Raw genomic sequence first — 20,139 nt, forward strand, 5'->3', positions numbered from 1 at the left:
TCTTGTAGCTTGTAATTAGGAACATAAAAAGCCTCTATAAGCTGGAACTATAGAGGCTTTTTATGTTGAATTTTTTACGAAATGAGTTGTTAATGTGGTGCGAACAGTCTGTCTATTTACCCTAATCATTGCTAATGTGTTCGGTATATCAGAATTAGTGGTCTATATCCTCGAAGATAGATAAGATGAATAAAGCAAACTTATGTTTCTAATCATCGTCACTGAACAGTTCATCCAGCATTCTTTTCGGATTTTCCAGAAATCGTCTAGTGATCTGGTAATGGTCGGTATCTTGATAGTGAATAGGCTCTAGCCGATCTTGATCGAAGCTGATAATCTCAGCATCAGGGTAGCCGAGCAGAATCGGCGAATGGGTCGCAATAATAAACTGCGAGCGTGGCGAAAGGTCTTTAATAATTCGCATTAAAGACAGTTGTCTGGCAGGAGAGAGAGCGGCTTCAGGCTCATCTAAGAGATAGATAGATTTTTCGCGCGCATTGGTAAACTTTTGCGTGAACAATGTTAAAAATGATTCTCCATGCGATTGATGATGAAGAGACTTGCCACCATAATTTTTAATACTGTCTACATCATCAATATGAGAAGCGAACTGGTAAAAAGATTCGGCTCTCAGGAAAAAGCCATTTGTTAATTTGGGGAGCCATGACAAACGCAAATAGTCCCCCAAAGCAGATTCGGCTTGATCGACTTCATAACTGTTATTACGTGAACCGCCTGCTGTATGAAACCCACATTGATACGCTATTCCTTCCAAAAGCGTCGATTTCCCTGACCCATTTTCCCCGACAAAAAAAGTAACTGGATGATCGAAATGAAGCTGATCCAGACGCTGAATAAGAGGAAGCGAAAAGGGATAGGTATTGAAATCTACGATTTTGTCTTTTAGCAATGTAACTCGTTTAAGAGACATGATGAAGTACTCCTTTTGATTAGACATATATGAGTGATACATATCGAATCGTTGAAATGAATAAAAGTGCAGTAACCTATGAGTACAAATAAGCAATCATCAGGCACTACACTTATAAGACGTACACAAAGGTATTTTTGATACAAAATGTAGATATCATAGTACCGTTTATTATAAAAAATCAGCTAAAATCTGATCTTGATCTAGCGGCGTAATCACTTTTACATCGGGTAACAGTGTCTTGTCGTTCATCGAACGAATCAAAGCATCCTGATCCAACTCTGCTGTGAAAATGATATCAGCTTCTTCAATATGTGGAGTCAATGTTCCATGAGCCTCAGCGTGAAGATGGAACAACTGATACAGATTCGGTCGAATCAATTCAGTCATTGCTCGTCCGATCAGTGCAGAGCTCATCCGGTTTGTTGCAATATTATTAACATCATCAGGATAATGCTCCAGAGCGATATCTGTCCACAACATTTCACATCGTTCTACATCGACAATAACTGGAATACAGATACGGGAATTAGCCGCAATATCTATACGATTTTGCACAGTAGATGCTTCAAAGACTTCACCTGATTGTGGCACTTGACGCATCATCCACCCTGCATAACATTCAGGTAAATCTTTGAATACTTGTGATGTAAAAGCATTCACAGACATCTGAATATAGCGCACTCCCGATTCTCGGACAGAAGGAAGATGCAAGTCGATATACTCTGCCGCCCCTTCAGGAGCCGTAACAATATCCCCACTATGAGCCGCTAAAAAGTGATCGGAACGCAGATTCATATAGGAAATATGCTCTATTCGTTGCCATTGATCATCATACAGAATAGCAGATAGATCAATATCTACGCGATCACTATGTACACCATTTACCCATCCTTCTTTCCACCATACAAAAAAGCGCAAGGTATCGCCTTGATTCAGTGATATCCATGAACCACGTGTTAATGTACGTAATGACTTACTAGCAGAACGTACACCTAAAGGTACAAAATGTCTTTTCAACTGAGGATCGATATAGATTTGTCCCAGATCTGGCTGTTCAGCAAATTTGTCGATCAATGCTTGCTTTGTGACTGCAATAATCGAAGACGTTACCTGTTCAGTTAAAGGAACAAGAGGTTGAGTAGATACAAATAGCTTAGCTGTATTGCCTTTTGGGAAAAAGTGACGTCTAGGTAAGGTAGAAGAACGCTTTTCAAAATGAGCCAGTACACTTAATAAAATAGGTGTAGCTACTTCGGGAGCGATCATCCGATATCGATTCAACAAAGCCTCCATATCAACACCACTACGAATCAATCGATCCAGACGACGTACAAATTCACCTGGACGCTGACTTAATAGCTCTAAGATATGCTGATCCTGATGAGAAGCAAAAGCTTGTTCCACTTGGGAATAAAATGTTTTTGGACGATCTCCATGGCGCAGAGCATCAAAATGTATCGCTGTTTGTGGAAAATGTTGACGGTATTCGCCCGGGTGAAGTCTTTCGCCTAATCGAATCCATCTGCCTTCATAACGGAACATATCTTCCAGCGGGTTACTGATATTTTCCAACAAGGCTAGGATTAATTTCCGCTGAGCACGTGAAAAAGAAACAAATCGAGTATTTGTTGCAAGACTCACATCCCCATTAGACAAAGCAGTAGCGATGCGCAAAATATCGGTAGCTGTCTGCACATGAGTATATAGCCATTCTTTATCTATTTTACCCGCAGAAATTAATGCTGCCATAAAGATAGCAGCATTCTCTTTATTAGGGATCACATCAGGTGTACTTTGTTGCCAGTGAGGTTGATGATTCGCAAACCAGACCAAATGCTCACGACTTGTTACAGGAAGTGCAGAGACCGCACGAAGTAAATGTTCACATATTTGGTCAAATTCTTCTTCTGTTCCTAAATGAATCACACGTAAAGAGACTTGATCCAATAGCATAATCTTCGGTTGTTCATCTTCAGGGGTACTATGACTCTCAGGTAAAATGCCTGTCCAATAATGAATAAGAGCGTTTATGTATAGCTCTGCATCTGACATTTGCATCACTTGATCGGGGAATCGAGGGTACATCATCCGATAATTCCGTTCAAAACCTGTCATTTCACAGAGTTCTTTCACTAATTTCTTATACCACGCAGTAAAAGTAGTTACTGACCATGTATTTAATATATCTAATACTGCTGGCGAAAATGTAAACCCTAGCGGTTCTAAGTTGGTCAATGCTGTAGCTAATACATTAGCAGGTAATGGAGATTCTTGTTGCTGAGTATGTAAAATTACTTTTAATTCACGTTGTAAATAAATCGAAAATTGATCCATCGGCGATATTCACTCCTTAAGCGCTTAATAGGATAAGCACCAACCATTGTTATACAAAAACAAATAAAAAAATCAGGAAACAGGTGTCCCTAATAAAGCAGCAGTTGGATTAGAAGGAAGGGGCACCATAGCCTGATTGTTCTTATTATAAGGAAGTTAAAAATGAAAAGCAAACGTTACCAACTTCATCATATCTTCATTCACATTTCAGACATAAATTTAAAAATAGTACACTATTCAGACAAAAAATGTTTTATAATGTGCTCATGCAGGTAAAAAAAGGTAATACTTATATTCTTTTTCAAAGATATCGATCTATGCTTTGGAAAAGACTAAAGTAGAAGCAATGATAAGATGTACACCTGTGTATTATTGTTCATTTGGAATACAGCAAGTTCATACTTTTTCGAAAGGCGGACTATCCATGGCAGACGATAATCAGAAGCAACCGCAAGCAAGTGAACATGAAGAAGAATTAACGTTAACGAATCGTCAGGGACATCCGGTTACTGACAATCAGAATGTAAGAACCGTAGGTAATCGAGGTCCGATTACGCTAGAGAACTACAACTTTTTAGAAAAAATCTCTCATTTTGATCGGGAGCGTATTCCAGAACGTGTTGTTCATGCTCGAGGCGCTGGAGCACATGGCGTATTCGAAGCATATGGAACAGCTGGCGATGAACCGATTTCCAAGTATACTCGTGCCAAACTTTTTCAAGAAAAAGGAAAGCAAACGCCTGTTTTTGTACGCTTTTCAACAGTGGTACATGGCAATCATTCACCTGAAACATTACGTGATCCGCGCGGATTTGCGACAAAATTCTATACCGAAGATGGTAACTGGGATCTAGTCGGTAATAACTTAAAAATATTCTTTATTCGTGATCCTTTGAAATTCCCTGATATGGTTCATGCCTTTAAGCCTGATCCTGTTACGAATGTACAAGATATGGAACGCTTTTTTGATTTTCTGGCAAATAGTCCAGAGTCTACACATATGGCAACATTCCTCTTTTCTCCATGGGGAATCCCTGCGAACTACCGGCAAATGCAAGGTTCCGGTGTAAATACCTACAAGTGGGTCAACAAAGACGGAGAAGCCGTATTGATCAAGTATCACTGGGAACCGGTAGAACAAGGGATTCAGAATCTAACGCAAGAACAGGCGAATCAAGTGCAAGGGTTAGATTTTAACCATGCGACAGTTGATCTGTATGATGCGATTGATCGTGGAGAATATCCAGAGTGGGAATTGTGCGTACAGATTATGAGCGATGATTATCATCCTGAGCTGGACTTTGATCCGCTTGATCCGACCAAGTTATGGCCAGAAGATCAATTCCCATTTCTTCCAGTCGGCAAAATGACACTGAATCGTAATCCAGTAGACTATTTTACTGAAGTCGAGCAAGTGGCGTTCGGTACAGGGGTACTGGTAGATGGATTAGACTTCTCGGATGATAAATTGTTACAAGGGCGTACATTCTCTTATTCGGATACCCAGCGTCACCGGGTAGGAGCGAACTATCAGCAATTGCCGATCAATGCACCGAAGTCGAATGTCGCTACCAACCAATCCGGTGGGCAAATGCGTTATGAGCCAGACACAGCGCCGAAGCAGAATCCTCATGTAAATTATGAGCCTTCTTCTCTGGGTGGTCTGAAAGAAGCTCCCAAAGCAGGTGCTGATCATGAGCCTCATTATTATGATGTAAATCTAATGCGTCAGAAGCTAGATCGTCCTAACGATTTTGCACAAGCAGGAGAAACGTATCGTAACTTTGAAGATTGGGAACGTAATGAGCTAGTAGCCAATATTGCAGCAAATCTAGCGCAATGTGCTGATGTGATTAGCGATAAATTTATTGCAAATCTACAACAAGCGGATACCGAGTATGCACAGCGGGTAACAGATGAATTAGCTAAAATTAAAGCTGATCCTTCGAACAAACCGTTACATCGTGCCAACAAAGCAGCCAAATTAGCTCAAGAAAAAGGTCATGATGCTAAACCGTACTAATATGTACGAACATGACAAGCTTTTATAAATAAGATAGAAATGAAGTTATCTGTAAGCTCTCTATCGTTTTCGCTGATTAGTGCGGGACGATAGAGAGTTTTATTTATGTTGATATATAGTCGAATAGGAGCAGAGATTATATACTAATCGTTTAGTCTACTATGAGAAAGGTTTAATGATAAGCAAGACGATATACATATAGCAAAGGCGGAGAATACAATGAAAATTATTATTACACGTGAAGAAGCTGTTCAAAAAGGAATATGGGAAAAAGTAATGCAGATGTTCGGTGTGGATCAAGATGATGATACGTATGCCAATGAACAGTTTATTTTGACCGAGGAACAAGCCAAACAATTGCAATTAATCTGATCGTCTAAGATACTATCTAATGATAATAGATCAATCAGCAAAGCAGAGATCCAATAACTATTTTAAACTTCAAAAAGAAAGGCTACTCTTTTCGTTAAGAGTAGTCTTTTTTATTGCATTCTATCTCTATAAGATTATATTTCCAAAATAAGTTATAAAAGGTATTATGAACCTTAAACCTAGTTGAAAGAAATGTTGTTATCCTTAAATATGTAAGCGTTATCTTTTTGAGAAAGTTTACTTTATTCGAAGGAGTGTTGGCATGAAAACATGGAAAGTGCTAGGAACAACAGCGATGGTTACTGCTTTATCTTTATCCATTGTAGGGATAACTTCTGCGGAGGCGAATACGATCTCTTCTACATCTGTAAATGATCTAACCTCATCTAGCTCTACAGAATTAGCATCTGCTACAGCGGCTATTCCGGCAGGAGCAATCGTTGTGGATCAGAAAGGTTCAGGTCAGTACCAAACGGTACAAGCAGCCATCAATTCGATTCCAGCTAACAATAATCAACAGAAAATAATTTATATCAAAAACGGTACGTATACTGAAAAATTAACGATCACTCAACCCCGGATTACATTACAAGGAGAAAGTGCGACAGGGACTATTCTTAGCTACAATGCCACCAATGTCAGTAGTGGAAGTACAACCAATAGCGCAAGTACTACGGTCAAAGGCGATTATTTTCAAGCCAAAACGATTACTTTCCGCAACAATGCAGGGATCAATGCTGGGCAAGCTGTAGCTTTTTATAATAATGCAGACAAAGCGATCTATACCGATGTTCGTTTTCTAGGGCATCAAGATACAGTTTATACACCGGGTACAGGCAGGCAATATTTCAAAAACTGTTATATTGAAGGAACGGTTGATTTTATTTTCGGATCGGCGACAGCTGTATTTGATCAATGTCAGATTCATAGTCTAGGTGCAGGCTATGTTACCGCTGCTTCTACAGGTGCAGATACGAAGTATGGCTATGTCTTTTTAAATAGTCGTCTGACCAGCAGTGGAACAGCCAATCAATCAGTATACCTCGGTAGACCGTGGCGTCCTTATTCAGCAGTGACGTATATCAATACCGATATGGGAGCTCATATTCAACCTACAGGTTGGGATAACTGGCGTGATCCAGCGAATGAAGCAACAGCTCGTTATTATGAATATGCAAGCAAAGGTGCAGGAGCGAACAACAATGCACGCGTGAAATGGGCAAAATTCTTAACCAATGAGCAGGCAAAAGCAATCACTATCCAAACGGTACTTGGTGGAACAGATCAATGGAATCCTACACAAACGAATTAGAATGATTCTTTTAGATCAGATCATCCTATATCAATATCGACTTATGCTGTTTTTGTAAAAAGGAGTCTGGCATTCTGCTTGGTAGAGGATGTTCAGATTCCTTTTTTGAGTTGTCACCAAAAGTACATATCAAAAGCAGATAATACAAGCTTTTTTTGGGTAAAAAAAGAGTATAAACCCGTTGTTATATGTTATTTAAAAAGATACATATCAACATTGGCATAATAGAGAGCAGACTGTAATCACAGATAAAGGAGTGTTGGAATGGAATATTATCGTCAGGAAGTTGATCAAGTACTTGAGGAAGTGGAAAGTTCGACACAAGGATTATCGAATCAAGAAGCGAAGCAGCGTATTGAGACGCAAGGATACAATGAACTCAAAGGTAAAAAGAAAACATCAACATGGAAGCTGTTTTTAGAAAATTTCAAAGATCCCATGGTTATCGTATTATTAGCAGCTGTAACTGTGCAACTTATATTAGGGCAATGGGTAGAATCGATTATTATTTTCTTTGTGTTAATACTGAATGCGATTATCAGTGTTGTACAGACACGCAAAGCAGAAAGTTCGATTGATGCACTGAGGCAAATGTCTGCGCCTGAAGCTAAAGTGATTCGGGATGGAAAAAAGCAAAGTATCGAAGCTAGAGAATTGGTCAGTGGAGATATTGTACTTCTCGAAGCAGGAGATTATGTACCTGCGGATGGACGCTTACTAGAATCAGGTAGTCTCAAAGTCGATGAAGGGATGCTTACTGGAGAATCCGAAGCTGTAGATAAGCATATTGATCTTATTCATGAGGAAGCGCCGATTGGAGATCGCCGCAATATGGTGTTTAGCGGTTCACTGGTCGTGTATGGACGGGGCACAGTTGTGATTACAGGAACAGCATTAAATACCGAAATAGGTAAAATTGCTGGATTGATCGAAAGTGCAGAAGCCAAGCAGACACCACTACAACGTAAGCTTGAAAGCTTTAGTAAAAAATTAGGTATATTTATTTTACTGCTATGTATCGTTATTTTTGGCGTAGAAGCAGGTCGGATCTGGTTTTCAAATGAAGTAGTCGATATGACGGCAGCTATCTTGAATGCATTAATGTTTGCTGTGGCGGTAGCAGTAGCAGCTATTCCAGAAGCTTTATCGTCTATCGTGACGATTGTGTTGTCTGTCGGAACCAATAAAATGGCAAAACAACATGCTATTATTCGTAAATTACCTGCGGTTGAATCACTTGGTTCTACGAGTGTTATCTGTACCGACAAAACAGGTACCTTAACACAAAATAAAATGACGGTAGTTGATTACTTTCTACCAGATGGAAGTACCGATGATTTCCCGGATGATCCTCAGCAATGGTCGGAAGGCGAACGCCGATTACTGCATATCGCTGTATTATGTAATGACTCGAATATCAATGATGAAGGTAAAGAGTTAGGTGATCCTACAGAAGTCGCTTTGATCGCTTTTAGTAACAAAAAGAATAAAAACTACAACGAAATTCGTGAAGAATTTCCGCGTCAAGGTGAGCTCCCATTTGATTCCGATCGCAAACTGATGTCTACGATCCATATGTTTGATGATCAAAAAGCAATGCTCACTAAAGGTGGGCCGGATGTGTTAATCGGTCGCTGTACACAAGTATTTGTAGGTGACAAAGTCGTTCCACTAACGGACGAGATTCGTGAGCGTATGCAGACTGCTAACGAAGACTTTTCGAATCGTGCTTTGCGAGTGTTAGCGTATGGATACAAAATTATTCCTAATGATCAGACTCAAGTCGGTATAGAGGATGAGCAGGAGCTTATTCTTGTTGGACTAAGCGCTATGATCGATCCACCGCGTGAAGAAGTGGCTGGTTCGATTGCAGAATCCAAAAAAGCAGGTATCCGCACAGTAATGATTACAGGAGATCACAAAACTACAGCGCAAGCGATAGGTAGAGATATTGGTCTAATGGATGATCAAGATATTGCGGTTACCGGTCAAGAACTGGATCAAATGTCTGAACAGGAACTCGATCATCAATTGGAGAAAATTGCTGTCTATGCACGTGTATCTCCTGAAAATAAAATCAGAATCGTTCGTGCGTGGCAGAAAAAAGGTAAGATTACAGCTATGACTGGAGACGGTGTCAATGATGCACCGGCACTCAAGCAAGCTGATATTGGTGTCGCTATGGGTAGCGGAACAGATGTAGCTAAAGATTCAGCAGCGATGATCCTGACCGATGATAACTTTGTATCTATTGTCAATGCAGTAGGTGTAGGTAGAACGGTATTCGATAATATTAAAAAAGCGATTGCCTATTTATTTGCAGGCAACTTGGGTGCGATTATAGCGATTTTGTTCGCTTTGATTATGGATTGGATCAATCCTTTTACAGCGATTCAATTACTGTTTATCAATTTAGCGAATGATTCTCTACCTGCTATTGCATTAGGCATGGAAAAAGCAGAACCTGATGTGATGAGCCGGAAGCCAAGAGATATCAATGAAGGTATTTTTGCAGGTGGAACGATGCAGGCTGTGATTACACGTGGTGTGCTGATCGGTATTGCAGTGATTTTGTCACAGTATATCGGTTTACAACACTCACCAGAAATGAGTGTTGCGATGGCATTTACAACATTGATTCTAGCAAGAACGTTCCAGACTTTTGCTGCTCGTTCCAATGTACAGACCGCATTTGGAGTAGGATTGTTTAGCAACAAATATGTATTGGGTGCAGTAGCCCTATGTCTGTGTCTATATGGAGTCACATTACTTCCAGGGGTACGCGATATTTTCTCTATTCCTGTAGAGTTTGGTGTACAGCAATGGGCTGTAGCTACAGGGCTTGCGTTAGGAGCAGTATTGTTGATGGAAGTGGCTAAATGGATACGTACTAGAGTGACAATGAAGCAACAATTGAACAATGCTTGAGATCGATAGAAGAAGCATGATAGATAGTGTTAGAACCCATAAGAAGGTGAAGCGTATCATACGTCTCACCTTCTTTTTCATTGCTTAAGATAGGGGATAAGGTTTATTTGTCCCATACAGCTATGGTAAAATGAAAATAGTAATATAAAATCCATTTTTGAGATAAAGAGGAATAAATATAAAAAGTGTATGATAGTACTTACTGGAGGTGAACACCACTTATGTTAAAAGGTAAAAATATAACAGGTAGGCTCATAGCCGTGATGTATTGCTTGGTGATGTTTGAACTTTTAGTTCGGGCACCAGAAGGTCAAGTCGCACATCATCCAATGTGGTATTATTCAATGATTCCGTTAGGAGCAGTTGTTATTTACACTATTTTCGATAAATTTATTAAGTTTGATTTCTTTAAAGAAGACGAGCGATAATGACCGACAAAAAAACAGCCTGTTATCAGAGCATCTAAATGCTTGATTACAGGCTGTATGTTGTAACAATAGAATATATCAACAATTGCTAAATGATGCTGTATAGATTAAAAGGATGTCTGAAAAAGGTTACTCTTTATTAGATTTATCGTCATCTCCAGCTGCTTTTGGAGAAGGTTTGGCTGTCCATTCATCGGCTTGTGTCTCGATATTGGAGCCATCCTCTTTTCTCTTTTTCTCCATCAGTGTATCTTCTGAATGAGTTTCGGGTTGTTTGTTTTCTTCTGTCATGATTAACTCCTCCTCGTATTGAAATCAGTATAGTGTTCCTTTCTATATATACCCGTTCTCGCTTTGGACAAACATTGTTTTGGATTTGATTGTGATCGACTATTGATTCTGCCATAATAAAATCAAGTGATAAATCGATATTCTTTTTTATGAAAGCGTTATATTTCTAAGGAGGAGATCAGATGAAAGATATACATATTGGCATGATTGGGTATAAATTTATGGGGAAGGCGCATAGCAATGCATATCGCAGTCTACCGATGTTTTTTCCAAAAGCAGCAAAGCCTCACATGTCTGTTATCTGTGGTCGTGATTCCAAGCAAGTGGAACAAGCCGCAGAGCAATTTGGTTGGGCAGAACATGTAACAGATTGGCAAGATTTGATCGCTCGTCCTGATATTGATCTGATTGATATTAATGCACCGAGTAATATGCACAAAGAAATTGCGTTAGCAGCCGTACAAGCGGGTAAACATCTCTTTTGTGAGAAACCGTTAGCTTTATCACTTGCTGATTCACGCGAAATGTTAGAAGCCGCAAACCAAGCAGGAATTGTGCATATGATTGGGTTTAATTATCGTTTCTCACCTGCGGTACGATTAGCGAAAAAGTTAATTGATAGCGGGCGGTTGGGAGAAATTCGACATTTTCGTGCATGGTTTCTACAAGACTGGTTGCTTGATCCTCATTTCCCATTAGTCTGGCGTCTGCAAAAAGAAATTGCCGGTTCTGGTTCCCATGGTGATCTTGGCGCTCATTTAATAGACCTTGCGCATTATCTTGTAGGGGATATGGAAGAAGTGATCGGAATGAGTGAGACATTTATCAAAAAGCGTCCCCTAGCTACCGAAATGACAGGCTTAAGTGCTAAAGGAAATCAAGATGGTCCACAAGGCGATGTAACGGTCGATGATGCAACATTGTTTATGAGTCGATTTGTAAATGGAGCTTTAGGCAGTTTTGAAGCCACTCGATTTGCAGCAGGGCACCGTTCGACCAATTCATTTGAAATTAATGGCAGTCTGGGTAGTGTAAAGTTTGATTTTGAACGAATGAATGAATTAGAAGTCTACTTTACATCAGACGAAGCAGATACACAGGGATTCCGCCGGGTATTAGCAACAGATGATGTTCATGATTATATGGATGCATGGTGGCCACCCGGGCATACGATTGGATTTGAACATACGTTTATTCATGAAATGTTAGAGCTGGTTAATGCTATCACTGAAGAACGGCAAGCTTCGCCTAACTTTGAAGACGGAGTGAAGTGTCAAGCAGTATTAGAAGCAGTCGAACGTTCGATTGAAGAACGTCGTTGGATCAATATCGCTGATATGTAGAACTACAGCAATGGGCAAGACCATTAGCGATAAAAAGGAGGGACATTCGATGACAACTCACTGGGATGAATCACAAGTACCTGATATGCAAGGCAAAACGATCGTTATTACAGGCGCCAATAGTGGTATAGGATACGAAGCGACTCGTATACTGGCTGGTCGCGGAGCAGAGATTATTATGGCTGTACGCAATTATGAAAAAGGTCAACAAGCCCTTCAAAATATTCAGAATGTTCATCCTACCGCCAAATTACAATTAATGCGTCTGGATCTGAGTGAATTAGCCAGTATTCGTAATTTTGCCGAAGAGTTCAGACAGAAGCATCATCAATTATCGATTTTAATTAATAATGCAGGTGTGATGATGCCTCCTTATAGCCGTACTCAAGATGGATTTGAGTTGCAATTCGGTAGTAATCATTTAGGGCACTTCGCATTGACAGGTTTACTATTACCTCATCTGCTTGCTACACCTTCAGCTCGAATCGTAACATTGAGTAGTATTGCGGCGTATGCAGGTAAGATCGATTTCGATAATCTGGATGGTAGCAAAGGATATCGAGCATTTAAATTTTATAGTCAAAGTAAGCTTGCTAATATGCTATTTGCTCGTGAATTACAGTTGCGTCTAGCACAGCATCAAGCGGATGTGATCAGTGTGGCTTGTCATCCAGGGTTTACACATACCAACTTGGCTTCACGTGGTTCAGGCAAGCCTGTGAGTGGCATATTTGGATTGTTATCTCGTTCTTTCGGACAACCTGCATTAATGGGTGCTTTGCCTACCTTATATGCGGCGACTTCTCCAGCAGTACATGGCGGAGAATATATAGGGCCAGATGGTAAAGGTGGACGCAAAGGATATCCCAAGTCAGATGATCATATTGATAAGCTATATCAAGCCGATCTTTCTAAGCAATTATGGACGCTGTCTGAATCATTGACCGGTGTTCACTACGAATGGAAGCAACCTGAATTTGCATCATTTTCATAATTTTTGCACCATCCATTAGAATTCTAAGGAGTGTTAAAGATGAGAAAAGCATTGATCGTATGGGGTGGCTGGGATGGGCATGAGCCTGAACAAGTCTCTCGCATATTTGCAGATATACTACAAGAAGCTTCTTTTGAGGTAGAACTAGCGAATGATCTAGAAGCTTTTAGAGATGCCGATAAATTACTTGGGCTTGATCTGATCGTACCTGTGTGGACGATGGATGACATTGAACAACAATTAGTAGATCATGTCTCTGCGGCTGTGCAACAAGGTACAGGACTAGCGGGTTGTCATGGAGGCATGTGTGATGCTTTTCGTAAAAATGTCGATTGGCAGTTCATGACAGGAGGACAGTGGGTAGCACATCCCGGAAATGATGGAGTAGAGTATACCGTCAATATCAGCCCAAGCTCTAGTCCGCTTGTCGAAGGGATCGCTGATTTTCAAGTGAAATCAGAACAGTATTATCTTCATATTGATCCTGCTATAGAAGTGCTGGCGACGACAACTTTTCCAATTGTAGATGGTCCACATCGTCTTAATGGTCAAGTACAGATGCCTGTCGCTTGGACAAAGCGATGGGGTACAGGCAGAGTGTATTACAACTCGCTAGGTCATCATGCCGATATCGTAGATATGCCACCTGTCAAAGAAATGATGCGTCGTGGATTATTATGGGCAGCCGATGGTAAGACCAGAGCGCAAGCAGGATCTCAAGCTACAGGTCAAGTCTATTCAGGTATGGCAGATAGTCAGTAAAGTGTTATTCTGCGAAAGCGTACTATCTATTTATAAAAAGGAACTTCCAAAATCAATATCACCATACTAAGCCATTGTACAAAATGCTTTATCAGCATATGACTCTGTTTGTTCTAAGAGAAATAGACTGAAGCAAATACAATGGCTTTTTATATGTCAATTAAGCAGTTAATAATCTTTATAATACTGTACTATTCTCCGTAAAATTTTGAGTAAGCGTTAACATTTTTAAAATGTAACCCGTTTATTTTTGTTTATAAACTTTTCAAACGTATTCAAAGATGATATACTCCTATCAAAGCAAAACAAACATATCCAAATATCTATCCAAACTTATTCATTAATGGAGGAATATCATGATACCGAATCAGTGGAACACAGGACAGGTTGCAAAGATTACAGAAGGTGTAGATCAACTGGTATATCGTTCTAATCTTATTGGTTCAGATCGCCGTGTATGTAACTGGGGTGGAGGTAATACATCTAGCAAAGAAATCACAACTGATTTTCGAGGTCGTGAGATTGAAGTGATGTATGTCAAAGGCAGTGGTTCTGATCTAGCGTCGATGGAAGCCAAACATTTTACAGGATTACGACTTGATGATATTCGTCCATTATTTGAAAAAGAAGAAATGCCTGATGATCAGATGGTGGCTTATCTCGCCAATTGTATGATCGATGCCAAAGCACCTCGTCCATCGATTGAGACATTATTGCACGCATTTTTGCCTTTCAAACATGTTGATCATACTCATCCTGATTCGATTATCGGTCTGTGTTGCGCAGATAACGGCAAAGAAATAGCTCAAGAGATTTTCGGAGATACCTTTGTCTGGGTTCCCTATATTCGTCCGGGATTCACATTGTCCAAAATGATCGCTCAAGGCGTACTGGATCATCCCAATGCTGAATTGGTCTTGATGGAGAAGCATGGTCTAGTCACATGGGGAGCTACACAGGAAGAATGTTATGCCAAAACGATCGAAATGATTAATAAAGCTGCAACCTATATCGAACAAAAAGCTTCAAAACAACCGTTATTCGGTGGCGAGAAAGTTCAATCTCTAGAAGCTAACCAACGCCGTGAACTGGTTGCTCACATTATGCCAGCAGTACGTGGAGCAGTAAGTGACAGCAAACGAATGATTTTAACATTTGACGATGCTGAAGATGTACTTTCTTTTGTAAATGCGAACGATGCAAGTCGATTATCCCAAGTAGGCGCGGCTTGTCCAGATCACCTTGTACATACCAAAATGACACCCTTATTTATTGACTGGCAACCAAGTGCTGAAGATCATGAAGGACTCAAACAAGCAGTCATTCAAGGCATTACCAATTATAAACAGAAATATCAAAATTATTTTGAACAAAATGCCCATGAAGGCGATGTGATGTTCGAAGCCGCACCACGAGTCATCTTAATTCCGGGAATCGGTATGATCAATACAGGCAAAAGCCATGCGATGTCTTTAGTCAGTGGAGCATTATATCATCGTGCGATTGCTGTAATGCGTGGAGCGACTTCACTTGGACAATTTGTGTCCCTGAGCGAATCAGAATCATACAATGTAGAGTACTGGCCTTTAGAATTATATAAATTATCGCTTGCGCCTGCCGAAACGGAATTTTCACGCCAAATTGCTCTCATTACAGGTGGAGCAGGAGGAATCGGAAGCGAAACGGCTCGTCGACTGGTAAGTGAAGGTGCTCATGTAGTGCTAGCAGACTTGAATCTGGAAGGTGCACAGAAAGTAGCAGATGAGATTAATGCTCAATACGGCCCTCATCGTGCACTGGCTGTCCAGATGGATGTCACCAGTGAAGAACAAGTTGCTCAAGCGTATGCAGAGACAGCTATTCATTATGGTGGAATCGATATTATTGTAAACAATGCAGGTCTTGCCACTTCTAGTAAATTTGAAGATACCACACTCAAAGAGTGGAATCTGAATATGAATGTTCTGGGTACAGGCTACTTCTTGGTCGCTCGTGAAGCTTTTAAAGCGATGAAAGAACAGGCACTAGGCGGCAGTATGATATTTATCGGCTCCAAGAATTCAATCTATGCAGGCAAAAGTGTAACCGCCTATAGTTCTGCCAAAGCACTAGAAGCTCATCTTGCTCGTTGTATCGCAGCAGAAGGTGGCGAACACGGCATCCGTGTCAATACCATCTTACCTGATGCTATTTTACAAGGATCAGCAATCTGGAATTCCAACTGGCGTAACGAACGTGCCGCCGCTTATGGTATCGAACCTGATCAATTAGAAGAACACTACCGCAAACGCACCACATTACTGGTCAACATTTATCCAAAAGATATCGCTGAAGGCATCGCCTTTTTCGCTTCATCCAAAGCCGAAAAAACAACAGGTTGTATGCTAACCATCGACGGCGGTGTCCCAGCCGCATTCACCCGTTAAGCTGTGCAGTTAAGATGCAATCCAATTAATGATAAAAATCAAAATCATACTTTTAAAATCGTAACAATAAATAAACTCATTCTTATCATTCAATAATAGGTATAATATGGAAATAAACATGGAAAATTATACAAGCAATACCTAATAAGCATTTCTAAAAATAAAATTAAAACTCTATCTCAACAAAGCACCCTAAGTAACTCTAAATGATCTCCCAATAAAGTAACATTAGCTACCCACCAACCAACCTTTAAAATCTTTACTTCATAGGTATCTCTCCCCTCTGAGCGAAGGGAATATTATTGTTCTGAAAGAGTGAAACGATCGCCTTTGAAGTCATATCCCTACCGCAAAGCGGAAATCAAAGGGATATGACTTCAACAGCGACGACAAGAACAATAATATTCCCATAGCGTTCTCCCACCCAGATACCTATCCATAAAATTGCCAAAGGAGCCCACAAAATGAATGCCTATGCCTTATTTGAAGAACAACAACAGTCCCGAGGAATCGACCTGAACACTGTCCGTTCAAGATTGAAAGCGCTACAAATCGAAACTCCATCATGGGGATATGGCGATTCAGGAACTCGCTTTAAAGTATTTCAAAAAGTCGGGGTGCCACGTACCCCATTTGAGAAATTAGAAGATGCCGCCCAAGTACACAAAGTAACAGGGGCTTGCCAATCCGTAGCTATCCATATTCCGTGGGATCAAGTAGATGACTATAGTCAATTACGTAGCCATGCAGAAAGTTTGGGACTGACAATCGGAGCGATCAATCCCAACCTTTTCCAAGATGAAGATTATATGCTGGGTAGCGTCACTCATGCAGATTCAGCGATTCGGAATAAAGCGATTGCTCATTTGAAAGAATGTGTAGATATCGCAAAAGAAACCAAATCTAAAGATTTCAGCCTTTGGTTTGCCGATGGTACCAATTATCCCGGTCAAGGCAGTATTCGTCAGCGTAAACACTGGATGCTTGAAGGATTGCAAGAAATGTATAAAATCCTTGATCCAGATATGCGGATGTTGATTGAATATAAATGTTTTGAACCTGCTTTCTACCATACGGATATAGCGGATTGGGGGATGGCGTATAATTTGTCGCTCAAGTTAGGCGAGCAAGCACAAGTACTGGTTGATACGGGTCATCATTTACCGGGGGCCAATGTGGAGCATATTGTCTCGTATTTGATTGATGAAGGTCGTTTGGGCGGTTTCCATTTCAACAGTTATAAGTATGCAGATGATGATCTAGTTGTCGGTACTATGAATCCGTATGAGTTATTTTTAATCTTTTATCAGATTTTGGATGCACTGGATAGTCAGGAACAACTATTGGTAGATACCGTGAATAAAATGCTCTATATGATCGATCAATCTCATAATATCGAATCCAAAATTCCGGCGATGATTCGCTCAGTGATGAATGTGCAGACGCAATATGCCAAAGCGTTATTGATTGACCACCAAGAAGTAGCCGAAGCACAGCGCAAAGGTGATGTATTAGGAGCAGAAGATGCGGTGCGTAAAGCTTTTGAATTTGATGTGACACCATTGTTACATTCGATTCGTGAAGAAATAGGTGTACCAATTGATCCGATGAAAGCATATCTAGCTGATAATTATGGTTCTTCGATTCTAGCGAGAGGCAAAGGTGGTGCAAGCTGGTGAGTATCCTTGCTTACGATCTAGGAGCAGGCAGTGGACGAGCGATTATAGGTAGGCTGACCGATAACCGGATCGTGACTCAAGAGATTCATCGCTTTACCAATCAGCCAGTCAAAGTAGGCGACCGTTTACATTGGGATATTTTGCGCCTTTATCATGAAATTCAGCAAGGACTGATCATTGCCAAGCAAGAGCATATGTTGCCAGAGAGTATCGGTATTGATTCATGGGCAGTCGATTATGGATTGATTGGACGACATGGCGAACTGCTGGGGAATCCATACCATTATCGCGATTGGCATACCCATGGAGTGATGGAGAAAGTACAAGATCACTTATCGAAACGTGCTATTTTTGAAGCGACAGGCATTCAGTTTCTTTCGTTTAATACAATTTACCAATTAGCTGCATTACGCCAAAGTGATTCACCGTTACTGAGCGAAGCCGAGCGCTTTTTGATGATTCCTGATCTATTGCGTTATTTTATGACGGGTGAAATGATTAATGAATTTACGAATGCGACGACCACACAGCTCTTTAATGTGATACAAGGAGATTGGGATCGCAAGTTATTATCCAGTATCGGTATTCCAGCTTCATGGTTCCACAAACCGGTTCAACCTGGATCATCAGCAGGGCGTATACGTTCTTCATTAATGGTTGATCTAGGGATTCCAGCGATTCCAGTCACAGCTGTAGCAGAACATGATACCGCTTCTGCTGTGGTAGCTGTACCCGCTTTATCAGGTTCTTTTGCCTATTTAAGCTGTGGAACATGGTCGCTGATGGGAACAGAAGTGAAGCAACCGATTATTCATGAGCAAGCGATGAAATGGAACTTTACCAACGAAGGCGGAGCTTATGGCACGTATCGTTTGTTGAAAAATATTATGGGACTGTGGATTTTTCAAGAATTGAAGCGTGAAGCTGAGCGGGAAGGGCATCACTATTCATTTGAACAATGGATTCATCATGCACAGCAAGCTCCTGCTTTTGCGGCTCTGATTGATCCAGATGATGTATTGTTTCTTCATGCGGGAGATATGCGTTCTCGGATTCGTCAATATTGCCGGCAGACTGGACAACAACCACCTGATACGTATGGAGCGCTTACGCGTTGTATTTTTGAAAGTCTGGCTCTGAAATATCGTTATGTGCTAGAACTGACCGAACAGTTATCTGACCAAACATTTGAAGGATTGCATATGGTGGGTGGCGGTATTCAAAATAAACTGCTGTGTCAGTGGTCAGCAAATGCGATCGGTCGTCCGGTGTGGGCAGGTCCTGCTGAGGGAAGCGCAATTGGCAATTTAGCGGTACAATGGATAGCACAGGGGACATTCAAAGACATGCAGGAAGCAAGAACCGTAATCCGGGATTCTTTTCCTATCGAAATCTATGAACCGGAGCAGGTACAAGCTTGGGAAGAAGCTTACGGGCAATTTCTGCGATTGATCACAGTGTCTACCCAATAACGATACGGAGTGTGGCTGATATGTTGGTGGCAGAACGATACGACATGATTATAAGACTGGTCAATGAAAAAGGAAGTATGCGTGTAACGGAACTGAGTGAACAGTGTCAGGTGACCGAAGAGACGATCCGGCGTGATCTGGATCGCTTAGAACGTCAAGGATTACTGCGTCGCTCTCATGGTGGTGCAGTCAGTATCAAAGACGAGCAACCGGAGACTCCTTTTTCCGAACGTGAAATTACGTATGCAGAAGAGAAACGGCGGATTGCTCGCGAAGCTATTAAGCTGATTGAGCCGCAAGATCGAATCATACTGGATGCAAGTACAACCGCATGGTATATGGCAGAAAGTCTACCTGATATTCCATTGACTGTACTGACCAATTCGATTCGTGTAGCAACACAACTTAGCAATAAAGAAAAGATTGATGTGATTTCTACAGGTGGATTGTTATTATCACGCTCGCTATCCTTTGTCGGACCCTTAGCCGAGCGTTCACTGGATACGTATTATGTAGATAAAGTATTTCTGTCGTGCAAAGGAATCCATGCCGAACGAGGCGTTAGCGAATCGAACGAGATGCAAGGACGAGTGAAGCAAAAAATGGTCGGTATGGCGGATAAAGTAATTTTGCTAGCAGATGCAAGTAAATTCGGTGTTCAAGCATTTACCCATGTGATGGACTTGAGTGAAGTTCATGAACTTATTACCGATCGCCGTCTATCTCCTGAAAGTATAGCGCAATATCAAGAACAATCGATTCAAGTGACGGTTGTCTAAATGTATCCTTGTCAATAACGATGATGTAACAAGAAGCTAATGACACAATGATATACGCTTAT

At 40.8% G+C, this 20,139-nt stretch carries 15 protein-coding genes; 12 read left to right on the forward strand and 3 right to left on the reverse strand.

The annotated features are described in order from the left end of the window. Nucleotides 1-208: 208 nt before the first annotated feature. The gene (locus PO903_RS14900; RefSeq protein WP_273593782.1) at nt 209-931 is read right to left on the reverse strand and encodes an AAA family ATPase; all 723 of its coding nucleotides are present in this window, start codon (nt 929-931) and stop codon (nt 209-211) included. Between the two features lie 171 nt (nt 932-1,102). Next, entirely contained in the window at nt 1,103-3,268 is a 2,166-nt protein-coding gene (locus tag PO903_RS14905) for a TerD family protein (RefSeq protein WP_273593783.1), read from the reverse strand. Nucleotides 3,269-3,692: 424 nt separating this feature from the next. Between PO903_RS14905 and PO903_RS14910 the strand changes: the two genes are divergently transcribed. The 5 genes from PO903_RS14910 to PO903_RS14930 all read left to right on the forward strand — a co-directional run bounded on the left by PO903_RS14910 (nt 3,693) and on the right by PO903_RS14930 (nt 10,331). After that, entirely contained in the window at nt 3,693-5,291 is a 1,599-nt protein-coding gene (locus PO903_RS14910) for a catalase (RefSeq protein ID WP_069325910.1), read from the forward strand. Nucleotides 5,292-5,510: 219 nt separating this feature from the next. Further along, nucleotides 5,511-5,663 (forward strand): hypothetical protein, encoded by a 153-nt coding sequence (locus PO903_RS14915; protein WP_193555948.1) that lies wholly within the window; start codon nt 5,511-5,513, stop codon nt 5,661-5,663. 262 nt (nt 5,664-5,925) lie between these two features. Beyond that, on the forward strand, nt 5,926-6,975 hold the full coding sequence (locus tag PO903_RS14920) for a pectinesterase family protein (RefSeq protein WP_273593784.1): 1,050 nt from the start codon (nt 5,926-5,928) through the stop codon (nt 6,973-6,975). Nucleotides 6,976-7,239: 264 nt separating this feature from the next. Continuing rightward, the gene (locus PO903_RS14925) at nt 7,240-9,903 is read left to right on the forward strand and encodes a cation-translocating P-type ATPase (protein ID WP_273593785.1); all 2,664 of its coding nucleotides are present in this window, start codon (nt 7,240-7,242) and stop codon (nt 9,901-9,903) included. A gap of 221 nt (nt 9,904-10,124) precedes the next feature. Beyond that, the gene (locus tag PO903_RS14930) at nt 10,125-10,331 is read left to right on the forward strand and encodes a hypothetical protein (protein WP_069325912.1); all 207 of its coding nucleotides are present in this window, start codon (nt 10,125-10,127) and stop codon (nt 10,329-10,331) included. Nucleotides 10,332-10,460: 129 nt separating this feature from the next. Here PO903_RS14930 and PO903_RS14935 read toward each other — a convergent pair whose 3' ends face one another. Further along, nucleotides 10,461-10,622 (reverse strand): hypothetical protein, encoded by a 162-nt coding sequence (locus tag PO903_RS14935; RefSeq protein ID WP_273593786.1) that lies wholly within the window; start codon nt 10,620-10,622, stop codon nt 10,461-10,463. A 182-nt stretch (nt 10,623-10,804) separates the two neighbouring features. Here PO903_RS14935 and PO903_RS14940 point away from each other — a divergent pair, with 182 nt between their 5' ends. The 7 genes from PO903_RS14940 (at nt 10,805) to PO903_RS14970 (ending at nt 20,077) form a co-directional block, all read left to right on the forward strand. Further along, entirely contained in the window at nt 10,805-11,965 is a 1,161-nt protein-coding gene (locus PO903_RS14940; protein WP_273593787.1) for a Gfo/Idh/MocA family protein, read from the forward strand. 49 nt (nt 11,966-12,014) lie between these two features. Next, complete coding sequence (locus tag PO903_RS14945) at nt 12,015-12,959, forward strand: oxidoreductase (protein ID WP_069325914.1); 945 nt, start codon at nt 12,015-12,017, stop codon at nt 12,957-12,959. Between the two features lie 39 nt (nt 12,960-12,998). Further along, nucleotides 12,999-13,721 (forward strand): ThuA domain-containing protein, encoded by a 723-nt coding sequence (locus PO903_RS14950; RefSeq protein ID WP_273593788.1) that lies wholly within the window; start codon nt 12,999-13,001, stop codon nt 13,719-13,721. 356 nt (nt 13,722-14,077) lie between these two features. Continuing rightward, the gene (locus tag PO903_RS14955) at nt 14,078-16,147 is read left to right on the forward strand and encodes a bifunctional aldolase/short-chain dehydrogenase (RefSeq protein WP_273593789.1); all 2,070 of its coding nucleotides are present in this window, start codon (nt 14,078-14,080) and stop codon (nt 16,145-16,147) included. 464 nt (nt 16,148-16,611) lie between these two features. Then, entirely contained in the window at nt 16,612-17,826 is a 1,215-nt protein-coding gene (gene rhaI / locus PO903_RS14960; RefSeq protein ID WP_137222859.1) for an L-rhamnose isomerase, read from the forward strand. Continuing rightward, a complete protein-coding gene (rhaB, locus tag PO903_RS14965; RefSeq protein ID WP_273593790.1) occupies nt 17,823-19,298 on the forward strand; it encodes a rhamnulokinase in 1,476 nt (491 codons plus the stop codon). The genes rhaI and rhaB overlap by 4 nt, the downstream gene beginning before the upstream one ends. Nucleotides 19,299-19,318: 20 nt before the next feature. After that, entirely contained in the window at nt 19,319-20,077 is a 759-nt protein-coding gene (locus PO903_RS14970; RefSeq protein WP_273594660.1) for a DeoR/GlpR family DNA-binding transcription regulator, read from the forward strand. Nucleotides 20,078-20,139 lie beyond the last annotated feature (62 nt).

Origin of the sequence: Paenibacillus sp. PK4536, assembly GCF_028594455.2 — a bacterium.
Lineage (GTDB): Bacteria > Bacillota > Bacilli > Paenibacillales > Paenibacillaceae > Saccharibacillus > Saccharibacillus nuruki.

Coding starts and splice junctions, on each gene's coding strand:
- PO903_RS14900 (WP_273593782.1), bottom strand. CDS start 931: ATGTCTCTTAAACGAGTTACATTGCTAAAAGACAAAATCGTAGATTTC.
- PO903_RS14905 (WP_273593783.1), bottom strand. CDS start 3,268: ATGGATCAATTTTCGATTTATTTACAACGTGAATTAAAAGTAATTTTA.
- PO903_RS14910 (WP_069325910.1), top strand. CDS start 3,693: ATGGCAGACGATAATCAGAAGCAACCGCAAGCAAGTGAACATGAAGAA.
- PO903_RS14915 (WP_193555948.1), top strand. CDS start 5,511: ATGAAAATTATTATTACACGTGAAGAAGCTGTTCAAAAAGGAATATGG.
- PO903_RS14920 (WP_273593784.1), top strand. CDS start 5,926: ATGAAAACATGGAAAGTGCTAGGAACAACAGCGATGGTTACTGCTTTA.
- PO903_RS14925 (WP_273593785.1), top strand. CDS start 7,240: ATGGAATATTATCGTCAGGAAGTTGATCAAGTACTTGAGGAAGTGGAA.
- PO903_RS14930 (WP_069325912.1), top strand. CDS start 10,125: ATGTTAAAAGGTAAAAATATAACAGGTAGGCTCATAGCCGTGATGTAT.
- PO903_RS14935 (WP_273593786.1), bottom strand. CDS start 10,622: ATGACAGAAGAAAACAAACAACCCGAAACTCATTCAGAAGATACACTG.
- PO903_RS14940 (WP_273593787.1), top strand. CDS start 10,805: ATGAAAGATATACATATTGGCATGATTGGGTATAAATTTATGGGGAAG.
- PO903_RS14945 (WP_069325914.1), top strand. CDS start 12,015: ATGACAACTCACTGGGATGAATCACAAGTACCTGATATGCAAGGCAAA.
- PO903_RS14950 (WP_273593788.1), top strand. CDS start 12,999: ATGAGAAAAGCATTGATCGTATGGGGTGGCTGGGATGGGCATGAGCCT.
- PO903_RS14955 (WP_273593789.1), top strand. CDS start 14,078: ATGATACCGAATCAGTGGAACACAGGACAGGTTGCAAAGATTACAGAA.
- rhaI (WP_137222859.1), top strand. CDS start 16,612: ATGAATGCCTATGCCTTATTTGAAGAACAACAACAGTCCCGAGGAATC.
- PO903_RS14970 (WP_273594660.1), top strand. CDS start 19,319: ATGTTGGTGGCAGAACGATACGACATGATTATAAGACTGGTCAATGAA.